The organism is Mesorhizobium sp. WSM4828 (assembly GCF_055811175.1).
The window spans coordinates 191365-210546 of sequence record NZ_JBVVQK010000006.1; the positions used below are offsets into that span (position 1 = coordinate 191365).

Annotated in this window: 19 protein-coding genes; 12 read left to right on the forward strand and 7 right to left on the reverse strand. The window is 63.9% G+C overall.

From position 1 onward, the window contains the following. Positions 1-29 precede the first annotated feature (29 nt). Positions 30-467 carry an Lrp/AsnC family transcriptional regulator gene (locus AC0L2X_RS09890; protein ID WP_292655471.1) on the forward strand — a complete coding sequence of 146 codons (438 nt, stop codon included), beginning with the start codon at positions 30-32 and terminating at the stop codon, positions 465-467. 147 nt (positions 468-614) lie between these two features. Here the strand turns inward: AC0L2X_RS09890 and AC0L2X_RS09895 are convergent, their stop codons facing one another. The 6 genes from AC0L2X_RS09895 to AC0L2X_RS09920 all read right to left on the reverse strand — a co-directional run bounded on the left by AC0L2X_RS09895 (position 615) and on the right by AC0L2X_RS09920 (position 6427). Next, positions 615-1808, reverse strand: a complete 1194-nt coding sequence (locus tag AC0L2X_RS09895) for a DUF3182 family protein (protein ID WP_352492156.1) — start codon at positions 1806-1808, stop codon at positions 615-617. Positions 1809-2009: 201 nt separating this feature from the next. Next, positions 2010-2438, reverse strand: a complete 429-nt coding sequence (gene cyoD / locus AC0L2X_RS09900; RefSeq protein WP_352492157.1) for a cytochrome o ubiquinol oxidase subunit IV — start codon at positions 2436-2438, stop codon at positions 2010-2012. Continuing rightward, positions 2435-3088, reverse strand: a complete 654-nt coding sequence (gene cyoC / locus AC0L2X_RS09905) for a cytochrome o ubiquinol oxidase subunit III (RefSeq protein ID WP_352492158.1) — start codon at positions 3086-3088, stop codon at positions 2435-2437. Before cyoC ends, cyoD begins: the two co-directional genes overlap by 4 nt. Beyond that, the gene (gene cyoB, locus AC0L2X_RS09910; RefSeq protein ID WP_473599688.1) at positions 3085-5091 is read right to left on the reverse strand and encodes a cytochrome o ubiquinol oxidase subunit I; all 2007 of its coding nucleotides are present in this window, start codon (positions 5089-5091) and stop codon (positions 3085-3087) included. The genes cyoC and cyoB overlap by 4 nt, the downstream gene beginning before the upstream one ends. A 2-nt stretch (positions 5092-5093) precedes the next feature. After that, complete coding sequence (gene cyoA / locus AC0L2X_RS09915) at positions 5094-6017, reverse strand: ubiquinol oxidase subunit II (RefSeq protein ID WP_473599689.1); 924 nt, start codon at positions 6015-6017, stop codon at positions 5094-5096. Between the two features lie 173 nt (positions 6018-6190). After that, on the reverse strand, positions 6191-6427 hold the full coding sequence (locus tag AC0L2X_RS09920) for a hypothetical protein (protein WP_473554147.1): 237 nt from the start codon (positions 6425-6427) through the stop codon (positions 6191-6193). A gap of 196 nt (positions 6428-6623) precedes the next feature. Here AC0L2X_RS09920 and AC0L2X_RS09925 point away from each other — a divergent pair, with 196 nt between their 5' ends. From AC0L2X_RS09925 to AC0L2X_RS09975, 11 genes are all read left to right on the forward strand, one after another. Then, on the forward strand, positions 6624-7760 hold the full coding sequence (locus AC0L2X_RS09925) for an extracellular solute-binding protein (RefSeq protein WP_473554149.1): 1137 nt from the start codon (positions 6624-6626) through the stop codon (positions 7758-7760). Next, positions 7760-8611, forward strand: a complete 852-nt coding sequence (locus AC0L2X_RS09930) for an IclR family transcriptional regulator (RefSeq protein ID WP_473599690.1) — start codon at positions 7760-7762, stop codon at positions 8609-8611. Before AC0L2X_RS09925 ends, AC0L2X_RS09930 begins: the two co-directional genes overlap by 1 nt. Before the next feature lie 23 nt (positions 8612-8634). Beyond that, positions 8635-9666, forward strand: coding sequence for a sugar ABC transporter substrate-binding protein (locus AC0L2X_RS09935; protein WP_473599691.1), 1032 nt, complete (start codon positions 8635-8637; stop codon positions 9664-9666). A 130-nt stretch (positions 9667-9796) separates the two neighbouring features. Further along, complete coding sequence (locus AC0L2X_RS09940) at positions 9797-10780, forward strand: ABC transporter permease (protein WP_473599692.1); 984 nt, start codon at positions 9797-9799, stop codon at positions 10778-10780. Further along, on the forward strand, positions 10770-12302 hold the full coding sequence (locus AC0L2X_RS09945; protein WP_473599693.1) for a sugar ABC transporter ATP-binding protein: 1533 nt from the start codon (positions 10770-10772) through the stop codon (positions 12300-12302). Before AC0L2X_RS09940 ends, AC0L2X_RS09945 begins: the two co-directional genes overlap by 11 nt. A 30-nt stretch (positions 12303-12332) precedes the next feature. Then, the gene (locus AC0L2X_RS09950; RefSeq protein WP_352492166.1) at positions 12333-13328 is read left to right on the forward strand and encodes an ABC transporter permease; all 996 of its coding nucleotides are present in this window, start codon (positions 12333-12335) and stop codon (positions 13326-13328) included. 1 nt (position 13329) lies between these two features. Continuing rightward, positions 13330-14115 (forward strand): SDR family NAD(P)-dependent oxidoreductase, encoded by a 786-nt coding sequence (locus AC0L2X_RS09955; protein ID WP_473599694.1) that lies wholly within the window; start codon positions 13330-13332, stop codon positions 14113-14115. A 17-nt stretch (positions 14116-14132) separates the two neighbouring features. Next, entirely contained in the window at positions 14133-15338 is a 1206-nt protein-coding gene (locus tag AC0L2X_RS09960) for a CaiB/BaiF CoA transferase family protein (protein WP_473599695.1), read from the forward strand. 2 nt (positions 15339-15340) lie between these two features. Beyond that, positions 15341-16126: an enoyl-CoA hydratase/isomerase family protein gene (locus AC0L2X_RS09965; RefSeq protein ID WP_473599696.1), complete on the forward strand. Its 786-nt coding sequence runs from the start codon at positions 15341-15343 to the stop codon at positions 16124-16126. Continuing rightward, a complete protein-coding gene (locus AC0L2X_RS09970) occupies positions 16123-17898 on the forward strand; it encodes a CoA-transferase (RefSeq protein WP_473599697.1) in 1776 nt (591 codons plus the stop codon). The genes AC0L2X_RS09965 and AC0L2X_RS09970 overlap by 4 nt, the downstream gene beginning before the upstream one ends. A 13-nt stretch (positions 17899-17911) precedes the next feature. Next, positions 17912-18745 (forward strand): SMP-30/gluconolactonase/LRE family protein, encoded by an 834-nt coding sequence (locus AC0L2X_RS09975; RefSeq protein WP_473599698.1) that lies wholly within the window; start codon positions 17912-17914, stop codon positions 18743-18745. A 21-nt stretch (positions 18746-18766) separates the two neighbouring features. Here AC0L2X_RS09975 and AC0L2X_RS09980 read toward each other — a convergent pair whose 3' ends face one another. Further along, complete coding sequence (locus tag AC0L2X_RS09980) at positions 18767-19108, reverse strand: hypothetical protein (protein WP_473599699.1); 342 nt, start codon at positions 19106-19108, stop codon at positions 18767-18769. Positions 19109-19182: the final 74 nt, after the last annotated feature.

Sequence of the window (19182 nt, forward strand, 5' to 3'; positions counted from 1 at the left end):
GGCATCATCTACTTCCGTTGTGAGCAATCATGGACCAGCTCGACGAGCAGATCATCACCTCTTTGCGGCACGACGCCCGGCGCAGCATTTCCGATCTTGCCATCAGCCTGGGTGTCTCCCGGGCAACGGTAAGGTCGCGGATCGAGCGGCTTGAAAGGGACGGCGTCATCGTCGGCTACACCGTCATTCTGCGCGCCGACGCGGTCGATCAGCGCGTGCGTGGCATCATGATGATCGAGATCGAAGGCCACGCCGCCGATCGCGTCATCCGGGCGCTGGGCGGCTTCTCCGAGGTCTCGACCATCCACACCACCAATGGCCGCTGGGATCTGGTGATAGAACTCGGAACCCAGACCCTGAGCGAGTTCGACGCGGTGCTGAGACGTATCCGCCTGATCCCCGGAATTACCGGCAGCGAAACAAGCCTGCTCCTGGCAACGCCACGCACCACCAAGGCGCGGCTGTGATCTTCGCCCTTGACCTGTAGCGGTAACGAAGTCCGAAGCCACGGAACCTTCAATTGCCGCCGCGGTTAGAGCAATTCCACGAAAAGTGTGGAACGCCATTGGCGGATGTTCCCGGCCGGCGGCGTGTTTCGGCCCGACCTGACATGGCTAGAATGACGATCGGCCGGCTCCCCCGCTCGGCCCTCGGATCGCCTGGGTGACGACGGTGTAACGCGTGATTTGACCCTCCTCGGGGTCCTCGCCGTGGAAATGGATTGCTGCGTTCAGCGGCAGCCGCGCAGTGCTGCCGAACTGCTTGACGGCGGAGACATGCACGATCTGCATGTCGGGGTCGCGCTTCATGGCGTCCATTGCTGCGAGCTCGGCGCTGCTGCTGCCACCGATCCGCCAGCTGGCTTCCAGCACACCCGATCGCCAGATGCCCGAGGAATCGACACCTTGGCCGATGTCGTAGTTGCGTCGCGAGGCGAAGAATCCGGGATAACCATCCATCGCTGCGTCATAGGTTCTCGCCTGCGCCACGGCCAAACCCAGCGCCGGAGATAGTCGCAGCCCGTCCAGCGCCTCCCATCCGCCGCGCACGACAACCAGATCGGATCCGCCGTAGACGGGCTGTCCGTCGTTGTCGGTCGTCGTCCGCTGGGTGCCGTAATAGCTGACCGACAATTCGTCGATCATGGTTCTGCCAACGCTCAGCGTAACGATGTCGCGAAGCTGCGTTTCGAGAACAAGGCCGTATTCGCTGAGGTCGGAGGATGGATATTGGTCCAGCAGCCTTTCGACGTCGCCGACCGTCGCGGCGGTGTGCTGGTCGCGGCCCCGCGAAGCGCGCGGTGGCTTGAACCGGACCAGCCCGAGCTCCAGCAGACGTTGCGCTGCGCGCAGCGCGTCATGGCGTGAAAATGCAGTGTAGCCGGGCAGTACGGCTGCGGCGACGGTGCTGCCGAAGCCGGCGGGCCATTCTTTTGGCCGTGCCGCCGATCCGTCCACCAGCTCGTGGGTTATGGCCTTGGTGGTTGCGAGGCGCCAGGGCACCACGCCGCCGAAGAGGTCGTCGGGCCCGTTGATGCCCAGTTGGGCCGCATCGGCAGCAAGCAAGCTGTCGTCCGGCACGAAATACAGCCCGCCGCTGTCACCGCCGCCGTCACGCAGGCCCTGGCGGAAGGAAAACCCCTTCAACGCTGCAATCGTGCGCGCGACGGCAGCGACAGTTTCGCGTTCGTGGGCGTAGATGGTCTCGCCGCCCGGTGCGGAGAATGCGACCACAACACCTTTCGCCCCGCTAGGTTGCTTACCGCTTAGCCCGGTCATGTCGCGCCCTTCGTCCATTGCCGAGCCCATTGCCGTTATTCCGCGGCGATGCGTCCGAACCGAAAAACCCGCTTACGCGGCGAATGTTCCGGCCAGCGGCTGGCTGCAGATTTGACCGGGTGACGGCCGCGCCGCACGTCCTGGGAGAGGCCGAGCTCGTCGGCACATTCGAGCGGGCTTGAGACCGGAGCTCGCTGTCGCATGAACTGCGGCCAACGGCCGGAATAATCCCTAGCGGTTCATGTTCATGTTAGCGTTCATCGGCATCAAATTGTGGTCGAGATTGGCCATGATCCAGATCGAGCCGCCGATCACCAGCACAACGATCAGCACGCCGAAGGCAAGCGCCAGAGCGTTGTTGGTGTTGTCCGGCCCCGTCGTGATGTGCAGGAAGAAGACGAGATGCACGCCCATCTGAGCGATCGCCAGCACGACCAGCGCCACCGGAATGCCGGGTGCCCATATCAGGTTCGTTCCGGGCAACCAGAATGAGGCGATGGTCAGCAGCGTTGCCAGCCCGAGGCCGATCACATAGCCGCGCAACCCGGATCCGACCTCGGCGTCGCCGAGGTATTCGTCACCCGGCGCCGTATCGATGTCGTAGCGCTCCGGGCCATCGGTGTCGCGCCGTTGCGCGTGGCGATCGTCAGCATGGCTCATCGACTTGCTCCCAGGAGATAGACCACCGTGAACAGGGCGACCCAGATGATGTCGAGGGCGTGCCAGAACAGGCTGAAGCACATGAAACGCCGAAGAATATCGTCGCGGAATCCCTTGGCGAAGATCTGCGCCATCATCGTGAGCAGCCACAGCAGCCCCGCCGTGACGTGAAGGCCATGGCATCCAACCAGCGTGAAGAACGCCGACAGGAAAGCGCTGCGCGTAGGTCCGGCGCCGCTGGCAACCATATGCGCGAACTCGCGCAACTCGAGCAGGATGAAGGTGGCGCCGAGCACGAAGGTGACAGCCATGGCGACATAGAACCAGGAGCTTCGCCGCGCTGTCACGGCGAGGCTGGCGAGACCGCAGGTGAAGCTCGACAAAAGCAAAGCGGCCGTCTCGATCGAGACGTTGCGCAGGTCGAACAGCTCGGGTCCGCTTGGTCCGCCCGCCGTCTTGCCCGCCAGCACGGCATAGGCCGCGAAGAAGGCCGAGAACATCACGATGTCGCTCAGAAGGAAGATCCAGAAGCCGTAGCCGACGACGATCCGGATCGGTGCCGGGCCGCCGTCGCCATGGCCGGGTGCATGGCCGTGCCCGCGATGGCCGAGGCGGTAGGGGTCACGTTCTCGAACGTCGATCACAGTCATGGCCTTGGCCCCGTGTAGGTGGCCAGCGCCTCGCGGCGGGCACTTCGGTTGGCGCGGTCGATCCGGGCGACTTCGGCGGAAGGAATGACGTATTCGGGGATGTCGCGCCACGCGAATACGACGAAGGTGGCGAAAGCACCGAGCGCGCCGAGCGCCACCATCCACCAGATGTGCCAGATGAGGGCGAAGCCCATCACGGTCGCAAAGAAGGCGCAGATGAACCCGGTGGGGCTGTTGCGCGGCATCTCGATCGGCTCGTATTCAGGCTCGTCGCGCAGCCGGTTTTGCTCGCGTGCCCGCTGCTTGATGCTCCAGTAGGGCTCTTCGCCCTCGACATGCGGAAGCGCGGCGAAGTTGAAGACCGGCGGCGGCGAGGGCGTGGCCCATTCCAGCGAGCGACCGTCCCAGGGATCTCCGGTGGCGTCGCGAAGTGCCGCGCGCTGCCGGATGCTGACGACGAGCTGTACGATCTGCGCGACCACGCCGGCGGTGGTGATTAACATGCCGGCGCCGGCAACCAGCACCCAGGGATGCCAGGCCGGCACGTCGAAATGCTGCATGCGGCGGGTCATGCCGAGCAGGCCGACAGCGTAGAGCGGCACGAAGGTGGCGTAGAAGCCGATCAGCGTCAGCCAGAAGGCCAGCTTGCCCCAGCCCTCGTGCAGCCGGAAGCCGAATGCCTTGGGAAACCAGTAGGTATATCCCGCGAAGGCGCCGAACAGCACACCGCCGATGATGACGTTGTGGAAATGCGCCACCAGGAACAGGCTGTTGTGGAGCAGGAAATCGGCCGGCGGCACGGCCAGCAACACGCCCGTCATGCCGCCGACGACGAACGTCACCATGAAGCCCAGCGACCACAGCATCGGCGTCGCGAAGCGGATGCGGCCGCCATACATGGTGAACATCCAGTTGTAGATCTTCACGCCGGTACCGACAGCGATGATGCTGGTCGCGATGCCGAACGCGGCGTTGACGTCGGCGCCGGCGCCCATGGTGAAGAAGTGGTGCAGCCACACCATGAAAGAGACGATGCAGATGAAGAGCGTCGCGGCCACCATCGAGCGGTAGCCGAACAGCGGCTTGCTGGAGAAGGTGGAGATGACCTCCGAGAAGATGCCGAACGCCGGCAGGACGAGGATGTAGACCTCGGGATGGCCCCAGGCCCAGATCAGGTTCACGAACATCAGCATGTTGCCGCCGGCTTCGTTGGTGAAGAAATGAAAGCCGAAATAGCGGTCGAGCGTCAGCATCGCGAGCGTGGCGGTGAGGATCGGGAAGGCGGCGACGATGAGCAGGCTGGCGGCGAGTGAGGTCCAGCAGAACATCGACATCCTGAGATAACTCATGCCGGGCGCCCGCACCTTCAGGATCGTGGTGACGAAATTGATGCCGGTGAGCAGCGTTCCGACGCCCGCTATCTGCACTGCCCACAAATAATAGTCGACGCCGACGCCCGGCGAGTAGGCGGTCTCGCTGAGCGGCGGATAGGGCAGCCATCCGGTGCGCGCGAATTCGCCGATTACCAGCGAGATGTTGACCAGCAGCGCACCGGTGGCGGTGAGCCAGAAACTCACCGAGTTGAGCGTCGGAAAGGCAACGTCGCGGACGCCTAGCTGCAGCGGCACGACCAGGTTCATTAGGCCGATGACGAACGGCATCGCCCCGAAAAAGATCATGATGGTGCCGTGGGCGGAAAAGACCTGGTTGAAGTGGTCCGGCGGCAGATAGCCGGGCGCCTGGAAGGCGAGGGCCTGCTGGGACCGCATCATGACGGCGTCGCTGAAGCCGCGCAGCAGCATCAGCAGCGCCAGCAGCGTGTACATCACGCCAATCCGCTTGTGATCGACGCTGGTGATCCATTCGCGCCACAGATAGGGGAAATGGCCGGCCAGGAAGACCCAGGCCAGCACGCCGAGGATTGCCAGGGCGACGACCGCCGAGGCGATCATCGGCAGAGGCTGATCGAACGGAATGACGTCCCAGCTCAATTTTCCGAGCATTGTCAGCCTCCTGTCTTGGGCAATACGCTCGGCTCGGGGCCAACGGCCTGGGGACCGGGCGCGGGCGGAACGCCTTGCGTCGCGATTTCATAGAAAAGGTCCGGCTCGACTGAGCGATAGGTCGAAGGCGGCACGTCCAGGCTCTGTCTGGCCAGTTCCTGGTAGCTGGCCTTGTCGAGTGCCTGTCCCTGGCTTCGCGCCGAATTGACGAATGCATCGAAGGCGTCCGCCGCGACGGCATGCAGCACGAATTGCATGCCAGGAAAACCGTCGCCGCTGAAATGGGCAGACCGCCCATAGAATTCGCCCGGCTGATCCGCCTGCAGGTGAAGCTGCGTCGTCATGCCGTTCATCGTGTAGATCATGCCGCCGAGCTGAGGCACGAAGAACGCGTTCATGACGCTTGCCGAGGTGAGCGAGAAATGCACCGGCCTGCCCACCGGCACCACAAGCTGGTTGATGCTCGCGACATTCTGCCCGGGGTAGATGAACAGCCATTTCCAGTCGAGCGAGACGACCTGCACCTCAAGCGGCTTTTGCTGGGAATCCAGCGGCTTCATTGGATCGAGGTCATGCGACCCGATCCAGATGATGCCGCTCAGAAACAGGATGACGAGGATGGGGATCGACCAGACGACCAGTTCGATGCGTCCGGAATAGGCCCATTCCGGCAGATACTGCGCTCTTGTGTTGGTCTCACGGAACCACCAGGCAAAACCGAGCGTCGCCACGATCGTCGGGATGACGATGGCCAGCATGATGGCAACCGAATTGAGCAGGATCGTGCGCTGCGCGGCGCCGACCGGCCCTTGCGGGTCGAGCACGCCGCCCTGGCAGCCGGCAAGCAGCCCGGCAACAAGCATCGTCGCGCCGACGCGGCCAAGACGGATGGCGGCACAGTTTCGAACGATCGCCCTCAGCAACATGAGATCTCGCCGTTTCCTGAAAACCGATTGGAATGTTGCAGGCAGCGTGGCTGCCAACCCCGAATGTGCGCGCCGGTGTGGCCACAGTTCCTTCACGCATGCTCCGGCTGGCAGAACCGCATGCGGCGGATGTCATCGTTAGGCGGTCGACCTGTCGAGAACCCCTCCAAATCCTAAAAACCAGCGGCAAATCCCAAGCAACCAGAGCCAAATCCTAAGAAACCAGAAACAGTACCCAGATCGAAGTTATCGCCAGAAACGTGGCGAATGCCAAGGCGGCAAACCAGTTCATCGCCGCGCCCATAGTTGGTCCATTTGCCCTGCTCCGTGCGACGTGGCTGCTGATTCCAGTGATGCTGCTCCAGATGACTGGCGCCAACCGAACGAATGTTCGTCGCGAAAGTTCCCAAAAAACCGGATCCATCGCAGCCTTTGGTTGCAGGGCCGGGCGGCAATGCGATGCACACCAGGGGCGGTTGGACGGCTTTCCTGCCAAGCGGAAGCGAGGGTCGGCTTTGCGTATGTAAAAACTACTTGTCTAGGTGAAAATTATTGCTACTAATCGGCTGACCCGGCACATGGCCGGCTCTGGGAGGAATTTTCGGCATGACAAGACTGCGCGGCCTCGCGTGGGATCACCGACGCTGCTGGGGTCCGCTCGACGCCAGCATCGGGCCGTATTGCGTCGCCAATCCCGGTCTTGAGATCGAATGGGACCGCCGCAGCCTTTACGAGTTCGGCGAGGGCGCGCTTGGTCCGGTGCTCGACGTCTATGATCTCGTCGTGTTCGACCATCCGTTCATCGGCGATATTGCCGAAGGCGGGCTGATGGTGCCGTTCGATTTGTCGGCTGAGCAGCGCCGCGGTTTCGAACAGGATTCAGTTGGCGCATCCTGGCAATCCTACGCAAGGGACGGGCGCCAATGGGCGTTGCCGATCGATGCTGCCTGCCAGGTTGCCTCGTATCGCCCCGATCTCCTGGAGCGCTACGGACCGCTGCCGCGCAGCCATGACGAGGTGCTGGATCTCGGCCGGCGCGCCTTGAAGGACGGCAAATGGCTTGGGCTGCCGTTGGTGCCGACTGACGCTATGTGCCTGCTTTTGACGCTGGGTGAGCCCAGCGAAGACGGCGACGAGTTCATCGCCGGGGAAAAGATCGAGCGGGCCGTCGGGCAATTGCGCCAGCTTGCGGCGCTGTCGCACCCGAACTCGCCGAAATGGAACCCGATCCGCTGCTACGATCACATGATCGCGCATGACGACGTGGTCTACGTGCCGTTCGCCTTCGGCTATGTGAACTATGCCTCCAAGGCAGACAGGCCGTTTCTGCGCTTCGCCGACGTGCCGACGCCGCGATCCGCCGGCGCCTTGCTCGGCGGCGCCGGCATCGGCGTCAGCGCCCAATCGAAACACAAGCAGGCTGCCATCGATTACGCGCTGTTTCTGTGCTCGCCCGGCTATCAGCGCGGCGACTATGTGAAATCCGGCGGACAGCCGGGATCGTTGGCGGCGTGGCAGGATGCCGAGGTCAACGCTCTCTCCGGCGGCTTCTTCGCCTCGACGCTGGCGACGATCGAAGCCTCCTATCTGCGCCCGACCCACCCGGGCTTCATCAGCTTCTTCCGCCAATGCGCCCCTCATGCCGCGGCGGCCATCGCCGGCGAATTGCCGGCGGCGGAACTCGCGGACCGGCTGAACCGACTCTATCGCGAGACCAGGCAGCCGCAACGGAGCGTCGCGTAATGGCCACCGATATTGCCCAGGTCGTCGACGAAGGGGAAAGCGGCCGCAACGGCTACCGCGTGCCGGCGGTAGAGAAGGCGCTCGATATCTTGGAATTCATGGCTGCCAGCGGCGAGCCGCTGACCCAGACCGAGATCGCCACCGGAATGGGGCGCTCCATTCACGAGATCTACCGCATCCTGCTGCTGCTGGAGAAGCGCGGCTACATTTTCCGGACCCAATCGGACCGCTTCCGCCTGTCGCTGAAGCTGTTCGAACTGGCGCATATGCATCCGCCGGTGAACCGCCTGGTCGAATGCGCGCTGCCGGTGATGCGCGGCCTCGCCGCCAATGCCGACCAGAGCTGCCATCTGGTCGTGCGCGAAGGCGAGAGCGCGCTGGTCGTGCTGCAGATCGATTCGCCTTTGCCGATGCGTTATTCGGTTGCCCTTGGCTCGCATTTCCCGATCCTCGAAACGAGTTCCGGCGCGGTGCTGCTGGCGCATTCAAGCCGCGCCGAGCGCGATCGCATCGTCGAGCGGATCGTCGCTGCAGGCGAAGGCCAGGGCAGCCGGGCGGAAATCGAAGCGCGGCTGAACGAGGTCGCAAGGCTCGGCTATGAAATGCGCGCCTCGCTGGCTGTCGAGGGCTGCACCAACATCTCGATGCCGGTGCGCGACCATACCGGTGCCGTCAATGCCGCGCTCACCGTCCCGTTCCTGCCGCAAAAGGCCGCTCGCTTCGATCGCAAGACCGTCTTCGAACGGACGAAGGCGGCGGCCGAGACGATATCGGCGGCGCTGGGCGCGGGCGAAGCTGCCGCCTCTTCACGTGCCGACCCGGAACGGCGGGACTATCCGTTCAGCAACTGACAAGAAATACAGGGAGAAGAAACATGAACTGGTCCAAATCGATGCTGTTTGCCTCGGCGGCGGTGCTGGCTCTGAGCGCCGCCGCGGCACACGCCGAAAACATGCCGAAGCGCATCGGCTACGTCACCAACTATGCTACGCATGAGTGGTATCAGAACGTCATCAAGGGCATGCAGTCCCGCGCCAAGGAACTCGGCATCGAGCTCGAGGTGCAGGACGCCAATCTGGACGTTGCCAAGGAGGTCTCGGCGGCCGAAGATTTCATGGCCAAGGGCGTCGACGTCCTGATCATCACGCCCGTCAACGAGGAAGGCGTCGTGCCGCTGCTGCGCCAGGCGAAATCCAACAACGTTCCGGTCGTGCTCGAAGGCAATCCGGTCAAGGGCATGACCACAATGGTCGCGATCTGCGACTACGACACCGGCTACACCGCCGGCGTCGAAGCCGGCAAATACGCCAAGGAAAAGCTCGAAGGCAAGGCCAAGGTGATGAATGTCGGCCTGCCGCTGCTGTCGGCCACCGTCCTGCGGTCGCAGGGTTTCATGGACGGCCTGAAGACCATCATCCCCGACGCGGTCATGGTCCACGACCTCGACGGCGGCGGCAATCCGGATCGCGCGCTCGAAGTCTCTTCGGCGGCTCTTGCCAAGAACGCCGACATCAACATCATCTACGGCATCAACGATTCCTCCTCGCTCGGCGGCCTTCAGGCCTGGAAAGCGGCCGGCAAGTCGCAGGACGGCCTGTTGACGGTCGGCACCGGCGGCGAAGGCCTCGCCTTCATCAATGCCATGCAGAATGAACCGTCCTACCGCATCGAAGCCGCGATGTTCCCGGAAAAGGAAGGCTACACCGCCATCGATGCAGCGGTTAAGCTCTTCAACGGCGAGGAGGTGCCGGAACACATCGTCAGCCCGACCGCGCCGATGAACGGCGACGACTGGAAGAAGTTCTACGACTACGATGGCACCACACGCACGATCAAATGGGATGCCGTCAATGCGCTTCAGCCACCGGAAAAATGCATGAAAACTTCCGCCGATCTGAAGAAGTAAGGATTCCGGGTAGCCCTTCCCGCACGGCGGGAAGGGCATCGGATCGGGTGCCGACGGCAAAACAGGTCAACCGTCCGGTTTTGACCTTCAACGGCGACGGCACCCAATGCTGCCCGGAAATGAAATGGACATGAGCGAGCTTACGCAATCCTCCGCGCCAAGGCGTTTCATCGGCGGCCAGCTGCTGGGCAGCAGCCAGCTGGTGCTCGGCGTGATCCTGGCCGTGCTCTGTATCGCCATTTCGATTGCGGCGCCGCAATTCTATTCCGAGGCCAACATCATCGCCATCCTGCGCCAATGCGCGCTGGTGCTGATCGTCGCCTCGGGCATGACGATGCTGATCATCACTGCTGAGGTCGATCTTTCGGTCGGTGCATCGCTGGCTTTTGTCGGCTGCATCGGCATGGCCGTGCTCAATTCGACGCACAGCCTGACGCTCGGCCTGCTGGCGGCGCTCGCCTTTTCCGGTGCCGTCGGCCTTTTCAACGGCCTCGTCGTCACCAGGCTCAAGGTGAACTCGCTGATCGCCACCATCGGCACGATGATGATGCTGCAGGGCGGCGTCTACCTGTTCACGCGTGAAGCGGTGCAGAACCATCACCGGCTTGCAAGCTTCACCGATCTCGGCGCCGGCTATCTCGGCGCGATCCCGCTGCCCGTGGTCATTGCCGCGCTGATTTTCGCGCTGGCCGCGGCGACGCTGCGCTTCACCACGCTCGGCCGCTATCTCTATGCTGTCGGCGCCAACGAGCGCGCGGTTCGTCTCTCCGGCGTGCGCTCGCAACGGCTGAAACTGTTCGCCTTCGTCGTCACCGGCCTGTGCGTCGGCATTGCCGGCATGATCCTGTCGTCGCTGATGAATGCCGGCCAGCCGACCGCCGGTCGCGGCTTCGAGCTGACGGTGATCGCCGCCGTCATCCTCGGCGGCACCAGCCTGCTTGGCGGTCGCGGCTCGCTGCTCGGCACATTGCTGGGCGTGCTGGTGCTGAAGGTCATCGACAACGGCATCATCATCCTCGGCTGGAACCAGGATCTGCAGATGGTGGTGCCGGGAATCGTCATCATCCTGGCGACCTATCTCGACATCGTGCGGAACAGAGCCAATGTCGGTTGATTTCCTCCACCCCGGCGAAACCGTGGCTGTCGACAGAAGCGTGCCGGCGCTGGAGATGCGCGGCATCGGCAAGCGCTTTCCCGGCGTGGTGGCGCTGGACAATGTCGACCTGACCCTGGAACCCGGCAAAATCCACGCCCTGATGGGCGAGAACGGCGCCGGCAAGTCGACGCTGATCAAGATCATGGCCGGCGTCTATGGCAAGGATGCCGGCACCATCCGCCTGCGCGGCCGCGAGGCCGACATCAAGTCGCCGCGCGACAGCCTGAAAGAGGGCATCAAGGTGGTGTTCCAGGAGATCGCGCTGATCGCCGAATTCAGCGTCGCCGAAAACATCTTCCTCGAAGGCTATCCGACCGGCAAGGGCGGCTCGATCGACTGGAAGAAGATCCGGGCCGATGCGGCCGCTCTGTTCAAGCGCATCGGCTTCAACGTCGACCCGGCGGCACGCACGGGATCGCTGCCGGTCAGCCAGCAGCAGATGGTCGAGATCGCTCGCGCACTCGCCCATGAGGCCCGCGTCGTCGTGATGGACGAGCCGACCTCCTCACTGACGCCGAACGAGGTCTCGCTGCTGTTCACCGTCATTCGCCGGCTGGCCGCGCTCGGCATCGCCGTGCTCTATGTCAGCCACAAGCTCGACGAGGTCTTCGAGATCGCCGACACGGTGACCGTGCTGCGCGACGGCCGCCACGTCTCGACCAGGCCGATCGGCGAGCACACCAACGATACGCTGATCCAGGACATGATCGGCCGGCGCATCGAAAACCTGTTCCCGCGCAAGCGCGGCGCGCCGGCAAGCAAGGTCGCGCTCTCCGTTGAAGGGCTCAGCACCGCCAAGAAGCTGAAGTATGTGTCGTTCGAGGCACATGCCGGCGAGGTTCTCGGCTTCTTCGGCTTGATGGGGGCAGGCCGGACCGAGCTCGCCAAGGCCATCGTCGGTTACGACCCGATCACTTCCGGCGCCATTTCGGTCGATGGCAACCCGCTGCTGCCGCACGACACGCACACCGGCGTCCGGCTCGGCATCGGCCTGCTCACCGAGGACCGCAAGAGCGAAGGGCTGATGGGCGAGCTGCCGGTCTACCAGAATGCCAGCCTCGCCTCGCTCGGTGCCTTCGCCAGGATGGGCTTCGTCGACAAGGCCAGCGAATGCAAGGCGGTGCAGGACTATGTCGACCGTTTTCGCATCAGGACGCCCAGCCTGTTCCAGCAGGTCAAGAACCTGTCCGGCGGCAACCAGCAGAAGGTGCTGATCTCGCGCTGGCTGATGCGAGGTCTCAAGGTGATCGTCGTCGACGAGCCGACCCGCGGCATCGACGTCGGCGCCAAGTCGGAGATTTTTACGCTCATCGACCGGCTCGCCGGCGAAGGCCTGGCGGTCGTCATGATGACGTCCGAGATGCCCGAACTGCTGGGCCTTGCCGACCGTATCGCGGTGATGTGCGAAGGCCGCCTCACCGCGATCATGCCTCGCGACGAGGCCACGCAGGAGAACATCCTCAATGCGGCGATCGGCTAAGACGATGACGCTTCGCAAAGGGAGCAAGCGATGAGCCTTGCAGGCACCCGGTCCATCGAAGCCGCGCCGTCCATGCTGGCGCGGTTGCTGGCGCGGCAGGAACTGGCGCTGCTCCTCTGCCTCATCCTGGTGATTGCGTTCTTTTCCTTCACCGCGGAGAACTTCTTTTCCGTACGCAACATCACCAATGTGCTCGGTCAGGCTTCGCTGGCGCTGACCGCCGGCATCGGCTGCGCCATCGTTTTCATGTCCGGCGAGGTCGACATCTCGATCGGCTCGCTGCTGGCGACGATCGCGCTGCCGCTTATCATCATCATGAACGACACCAACTCGCTTGTGCTCGGCATCAGTGGCGCGCTGCTGTTCGGGCTGATCATCGGCGTCGTGAATGGCTATCTGACTGCCTATGCCGGCATCAACTCGCTGATCGTGACCCTGGGCACGATGTTCATCATGCGCGGCGGTGTCTACCTCTACACCGGCCAGCGCGCCATCCCCGACGATGCAGCGCTCGACAGCTTCATCGCGCTGTCGGACGGTCGCCTGTTCAATGTCATTCCGTATTCGGCGGTCATTGCCATCGTCCTGCTCGTCGTCTTCGCCTACGTGATGCAGCACCGGCCGTTCGGGCGGCAGATCTATGCCGTCGGCGGCAATCCGGAAGTGGCGCGGCTGGCAGGCTACGACGTCCGCCGCGTCAAGTTCATCTGCTTCATCATCAGCGCGCTGCTGGCGACAGTCGCAGGCATCATCCTAGCCGCCCGTGTCGGCTCGGCGCAGCATACGGCCGGGCTGAATTTCGAGTTCCAGGTCGTCGCCGCCACCGTGCTCGGCGGGGTGAGCCTTGCCGGCGGCATCGGCAGCCTGACCGGCATGGCGCTCGGCGTGCTGATCCTGCAGTTCCTGTCCAACGGGCTGCGTGGTCTCGGCCTGCCGACCGAGTGGCAACTGGTCATCACCGGCATGATCATCATTGCCGCCGTCGCCTTCGACGAAGCAAAGCGCCGGCGCGCCATTGGAGGCTGACATGGATCGTCTCAAGGGGAAAACCGCAATCATTACGGGTGCCGCCGACGGCATCGGCCATGCAATCAGCGAGGCGATGGCAAGGGAAGGCGCGCATGTCTTCCTCGGCGACATCGCCGACGAGAAGGGTGAAAACTTCGCGGCCGAGCTGCGCGCCGCCGGCCACCGCGCCGACTACATCCATTGCGACGTGGCCGAGGAGGCCGACATCGCCGCCCTGATCGACGGCGCGGTCGCCAAGACCGGCCATCTCGACATTCTCGTCAACAATGCCGCCATCGCCATCGGCGGCATGCCGGTTCACGAAATGACCGACGAGCAGTGGCACCGGCTGATCGCGGTCAACCTGACCAGCGTGTTCCGCGGTTGCAAATATGCGTTGCCGCATATGATCGCGCAGAAATCGGGCTCGATCATCAACATGGCTTCGGCACAAGGGCATATCGGGCTCGACGGCTGGACCGCCTATGCCGGCGCCAAGGGTGCGGTGATGGCGATGACGCGCCAGATGGCGGTCGAGTTCGGTCCGCTCAACATCCGCGTCAACTCGATCTCACCCGGAACCATCAACACGCCGATGAACGACAAATTGGTCAAGGAGATCGGCGGCAATCTTGCCAAGGCCTGGGTGAAAATGCATCCGCTCGGGCGCATCGGCAAACCGTCCGAGGTGGCCGAAGCCGCCGTCTATCTCGCCTCCGACGCCGCCGGGTTCACCACCGGCACCGACCTGCGCGTCGACGGCGGCCTCACCGCAGCACCGCGCTACGTACCCGACCTGCTTTGACAACAAACGAGACAAAAATGAACAAGGCCCTCGAAGGCGTCCGCATTCTCGATTTCAGCCATCTGCTGCAAGGGCCGTTCGCCACGCAGCTGCTCGGCGACATGGGCGCCGACATCATCAAGATCGAGCGTGCCGGCGCCGGCGACATGTTCCGCGGCATGACCTTCTTCGCCAAATGGGTCGGCGGCTCCGAAAGCCCGAATTTCCTCGCCTGGAACCGCAACAAGCGCTCCATCGCGCTCAATCTGAAAAGCCGCAAGGTGCATGCCATCATCATGGACATGGCCAAGAAGGCGGATGTGGTGGTGCAGAATTTCCGCCCCGGCGTGCTCGCCAGGCTCGGCTATGGCTACGAGGATTTCAGGGCGGTCAATCCCGCCATTATCTATTGCTCGGGCTCCGGCTATGGCGAGGAAGGCCCCTATGTCGAGCGCCCCGGCCAGGACATGCTGATCCAGGGACTGTCCGGGCTGATTTCCAACACCGGCCGCGGCGATCAGCCTCCTGTTCCGGCCGGCGCCGGCCTCGCCGACCAGATCGGCGCCATGAACATGGTCTACGGCATCCTGTCGGCGCTCTACTATCGCGAGAAGACCGGCAAGGGCCAGAAGATCGAGGTCAATTTGCTCGCTGGCATGCTGGCGCATCTCAATCAGGAATATGTCGCCGTGCTCAATCTCGGCGAAGATTTCGTGCGCCCGAATTCCGGCATCGGCCACCCCGGCATGCAGGCGCCGTTCGGTATCTACGAAGCGAAGGACGGCGGCTATGTGTCGATCGCCATGAGCCCGTTCAAGACGCTGTATGAAGTGCTGGAGGCGCCGCAGCTTGCTGTCTACGACGATCTGAAGACGCTGTTCGACAAGCGCGACGAGGTGTTCGACAAGGTCAACGCCGAAACCAGGAAGTTTGCCACGCAGGAGCTGCTGGCGCGGCTGCTGGCAGCCGACATCTGGTGTGCCGAGGTAAAGGACATAAGGCGCGCAGCCGAGGACCCGCAGGTCGAGCACCTGGGCATGATCACCAGCTACGATCATCCGCGCGGCGGCAAGGTCAGGGTGGTCGCACCGGCGGTCAAGATGAGCGAGACGCCGGCCACCATAGAGCGGCCGGCGCCGCTGGTCGGCCAGCATGGCCGCGAGATACTGGCCGAGTTCGGCCTCTCCAGCGGCGAGATTGCAGCACTTGAGGCATCCGGCGACATGACCGTGGATGCTGCCTGACGATGAGCGTTTACCAGACACTCAGCTTGGAAATATTCGGGCGCGTCGCAGTCGTCACCTTCCGGCGCGCCGATCAGCTCAACGCCATGAACCGGCTGATGCAAAGCGAGATCACCGAAGTTTTCGAGGCGTTGTCGCAGGATGATGGCGTCGGCGCGATCGTGGTGACCGGCGAGGGGCGAGGCTTCATGGCCGGCGCCGACATCAAGGAATACGCCGCCCAGACAGCTATCGAGTTCGACGCCTTCCAGGCCGCCGGCACGCGCATGTATGCGGCGGTCGAGAACAACCGCAAGCCGGTCATCGCGGCGGTCAACGGCTTTGCGCTCGGCGGCGGCATGGAGCTGGTGCTGTGCTGCGACATCGTCATCGCCAACCAGTTCGCGAAGCTCGGCCTGCCCGAGATCAAGCTCGGACTGGTCCCCGGCGGCGGCGGCACGCAGCGCAGCGTCCAAAAACTCGGCCGCAACCGCGCCAATTTGCTGCTGATGACCGGCGCCATCGTCCCGGCTTCCGAGTTCGTCGGCGCCGGGCTGGTCAACGAGATCGTCGATGCCGAAAGGCTGATGCCGCGGGCGCTGGAACTCGCCGAGATGATCGCCGCCGAACCGGCCGCAGCGATCGAGGGGCTGAAAGCGCTGACAGCGCATGCCGTGTCGGGCGATCTGGCCGGGGGCCTTGCCATGGAGCGCGATGTCCTGGGTGGCCTGTACCGCAGCGAGATCGGCCAGCGCCGCGTCAGGGAATTTGCCGAAAAGAGCGCGACACGGCCGAAGGCTGCGAAATGACGTCCCTGGTCAAGCCGAACCGGCCGCGCTTTGCCGATGTCGAGGGCCTGGCCGCGATGGTCGGCGGCGGCGACGTCTTCGGTGTCGGTGGTCATCATTTTGCCCGGCTGCCGATCGCCTTGTTGCGGGCCATCGCCCGCTCGGGCGTCAGGGATTTGCGCTATGTCTGCTGGGCCGGCGGCCTGCCGCTCGAGCTGCTCCTGGAAGCGGACGCCGTGGCGGAAATCGACCTCTGCTTTTCCAGCCTCGATATTTTTGGCTTGCCGCTGCGCTTCCGCGCGGCTGCCGAGACCAATGCCGTGCCGGTCCGCGACTGGACGGCGCTGGCGATGATCCAGGCGTTGCGGGCGGCGCAGCAGAACCTGCCGTCGATGCCGTTTCAGCTTCCGCAGGGTTCGGACATGCTGGCGCGCGTGCCCGGCGCGATCGCCGCGCCCGATCCGATCGCGGGAATCACGACCGGGATCATCCCGGCCTTGCGGCTCGATACGTTCGTCGTCCATGCCCAGCGAGCCGACGAGAGCGGCAATGTCCAGATCATCGGACCACGAGCGCTGGATTTCGCCATGGCCGGCGCGGCGCGCCAGGTGCTGGTCACGGTCGAGGAGATCGTCCCGGTCGGGGCGCTGCGCCATGACGGCCGGCAGAGCATTTTGACCCGCAACCAGGTGTCGGCGATCGCGCCGGCGCCAGGCGGCGCCTATCCCGCCTCCTGCCTGCCATTCTACGTGACGGATTATCAAGCGTTTGCGGGGGCGTTCGCGGCCAAGGAAATACCTTTGTCGGACAGCCTGGGCATGCCTTCGGAAGGCGTGCCGGAGCGGGTTCAAGGCGCTGCAAAAGTCCGCGCTGAAACAGTCCTCGCAATGCCCGGGCTCGTGCACGGCGAAGAGGCGGCGTCCATCGACGAGATCATCGTCGCCCGCATCGCCGCCGAGCTCGACAATGAGAGCTTTGCCAGTGCCGGCGCGGTGTCGCCGCTCGCCAATGTCGCCTACCGGCTGGCCAAAGCGACGCACGCGCCGGGCATGATCATCGCCACCATGAGTTGCGGCCATCTCGACATCGCGCCGAGCCCGATGATCCTGTCGCTGATCGAAAGCCTCGATTGCGAGACGGCGGTGGCCCATGCCGGCGGCGACGACACCTATTCGACCTACTACCAGGCCGGCGCGGTGACGCATGAGATCGTCGGTGCCGCGCAGGTTGACCGCCGTGGGCGCGTCAACACCATTGCGTTGCGCAAGCGTGACGGCAGCCTCATCCGGCTGCCCGGGCAAGGCGGCATGGCCGACGTCGCCAACATGCATCGCGATTATCTGCTCTATGTCCCCCGCCATTCCGTGCAGTCGCTGGTCGAGACGGTCGAGATCGCCAGCTCGGCGCGCGGCCTGTTGACTGAGGCCGAACGCGAGCCGATGGGCTATCGGACCGGCGCGGCTCTGGTGTTCACCGACCTTTGTGTGTTTCGGCTCGACCGGGAGAGCCGCCAATTGGTCGCCGTCGAGACCATGCCGGGCGTGACCCGCCAGCAGGTCCAGGATGCCACCGGCTTTGCCCTGACATTCGATGCCGATTGCCGCGAGGTGGCGCTACCCTCGAACGAGACGCTCGACATCCTGCGAAACCGCATCGACCCGCTCGGCCTGCGGCGCCTCGAATTCGTCAGCGCCAAGGAGCGTGGCGCGCTGATCGCCGAGATCCTGGCGGCCGACCGGCTGATGGTCGAGCGCTGTATTGCCGCGCAGCGATCGCATACCGCAACAGGCTGAGAGGGGGCGGTGCATGGCAAAGCCGTTGCTCGAAATGTCGGCCGCGAAGGTCTTCTTCGACGGCATCTTCACCAGCCCGCGCGTCGCCCATCCGGAAGGCGTGGCCATCCATCGCGACGGCTCGATCTGGTGCGGCACCGAAACCGGCGACCTGCTGCGGCTGGCCGCCGATGGCAGCTCGGTCGAACGCATGGGCGGCACGGATGGCTTTCTGCTCGGCATCGCCTTCGACAGCGCGGACAACTGCTTTGCCTGCGATCTCAAACATGCGGCGATCTTTCGCCGAGATGCCGCGACGGCCGAGATGCAGCGCTTCGCCTGGGCCGGCATCCGCGTGCCTAACTATCCCGTGATCGACGAGACACGCGGCTGGCTCTACGTGTCGGACAGCGTAGGCGAAGACAACCGCTCCGGCATTTTTCGCTACGATTTGAAGACTGGCAAAGGCGGCCTGTGGTGCAGCGAGACCATGGCCTTTGCCAACGGCATGGCGATGGCGCCGGGTGGCAATGGGCTTTACGTCGTGGAAAGCCATGCGGCCTGCGTCAGCTATGTGCCGATCCGTGCCGACGGCACGGCAGGACCTCGCCAGCTCGTCGTGGACGGCGTGAACAACGTTCCCGATGGCGTCGCCTTGGCGCCGGACGGTTCGCTGTTCATCTCGTGCTACGAGCCGAGCCGCATCTATCGTTGGCGACAGGATAGCGGGCTCGAGGTGCTGATCGAGGATCCGGCCGCAACGACGCTCGCCCATCCCACCAACATCGCCTTCAAGGGCGACAAGCTCTACACCGCAAATCTCGGCCGCTGGCACATCACCGAGATCGACCTTACGGCTATGCCATAGAGGCGAGGCCGAAGCGGGCGGCTATTGCAACTGGCCGTGACTGGAGCGGATGCGCAGCACCTGCACCCGCGACGGCAGCTCGATCAGGAACTCTTCGTCCCGCTCCAGATGGTGGATTTTTGTCGGATCGCCGCCGGTGAACGCCGCCATCGCCTCGACGTTTTCCCAATAGGAGATCGTCACGAATTCCGAATGGGTCGGCGTGTCCTCGCGAAAGGTCTGCACGCCCAGGGCCTTCCCGATCAGCGGCTTGATGCCGGCTTCGTAATTGTAACTCTCATAGGCATCCGCCTTTTCAGGCACGGTTCTGCCGCGCCAGATACGAGCGATGGTCGGGGTTTTCTCTGTAGCTTTCTCTGTCATGGCCAACGAATTCCTGCTGGTCTGATTGGTCCGCGGCGTTCGGCAAGGCCAGCCAAGGAACGCATCTCCCCGGC

Coding starts and splice junctions, on each gene's coding strand:
- AC0L2X_RS09965 (WP_473599696.1), top strand. CDS start 15,341: ATGAGCGTTTACCAGACACTCAGCTTGGAAATATTCGGGCGCGTCGCA.
- AC0L2X_RS09950 (WP_352492166.1), top strand. CDS start 12,333: ATGAGCCTTGCAGGCACCCGGTCCATCGAAGCCGCGCCGTCCATGCTG.
- AC0L2X_RS09980 (WP_473599699.1), bottom strand. CDS start 19,108: ATGACAGAGAAAGCTACAGAGAAAACCCCGACCATCGCTCGTATCTGG.
- AC0L2X_RS09930 (WP_473599690.1), top strand. CDS start 7,760: ATGGCCACCGATATTGCCCAGGTCGTCGACGAAGGGGAAAGCGGCCGC.
- AC0L2X_RS09895 (WP_352492156.1), bottom strand. CDS start 1,808: ATGGGCTCGGCAATGGACGAAGGGCGCGACATGACCGGGCTAAGCGGT.
- AC0L2X_RS09970 (WP_473599697.1), top strand. CDS start 16,123: ATGACGTCCCTGGTCAAGCCGAACCGGCCGCGCTTTGCCGATGTCGAG.
- AC0L2X_RS09960 (WP_473599695.1), top strand. CDS start 14,133: ATGAACAAGGCCCTCGAAGGCGTCCGCATTCTCGATTTCAGCCATCTG.
- cyoB (WP_473599688.1), bottom strand. CDS start 5,091: ATGCTCGGAAAATTGAGCTGGGACGTCATTCCGTTCGATCAGCCTCTG.
- cyoD (WP_352492157.1), bottom strand. CDS start 2,438: ATGAGCCATGCTGACGATCGCCACGCGCAACGGCGCGACACCGATGGC.
- AC0L2X_RS09940 (WP_473599692.1), top strand. CDS start 9,797: ATGAGCGAGCTTACGCAATCCTCCGCGCCAAGGCGTTTCATCGGCGGC.
- AC0L2X_RS09925 (WP_473554149.1), top strand. CDS start 6,624: ATGACAAGACTGCGCGGCCTCGCGTGGGATCACCGACGCTGCTGGGGT.
- cyoA (WP_473599689.1), bottom strand. CDS start 6,017: ATGTTGCTGAGGGCGATCGTTCGAAACTGTGCCGCCATCCGTCTTGGC.
- AC0L2X_RS09890 (WP_292655471.1), top strand. CDS start 30: ATGGACCAGCTCGACGAGCAGATCATCACCTCTTTGCGGCACGACGCC.
- AC0L2X_RS09935 (WP_473599691.1), top strand. CDS start 8,635: ATGAACTGGTCCAAATCGATGCTGTTTGCCTCGGCGGCGGTGCTGGCT.
- AC0L2X_RS09945 (WP_473599693.1), top strand. CDS start 10,770: ATGTCGGTTGATTTCCTCCACCCCGGCGAAACCGTGGCTGTCGACAGA.
- cyoC (WP_352492158.1), bottom strand. CDS start 3,088: ATGACTGTGATCGACGTTCGAGAACGTGACCCCTACCGCCTCGGCCAT.
- AC0L2X_RS09955 (WP_473599694.1), top strand. CDS start 13,330: ATGGATCGTCTCAAGGGGAAAACCGCAATCATTACGGGTGCCGCCGAC.
- AC0L2X_RS09975 (WP_473599698.1), top strand. CDS start 17,912: ATGGCAAAGCCGTTGCTCGAAATGTCGGCCGCGAAGGTCTTCTTCGAC.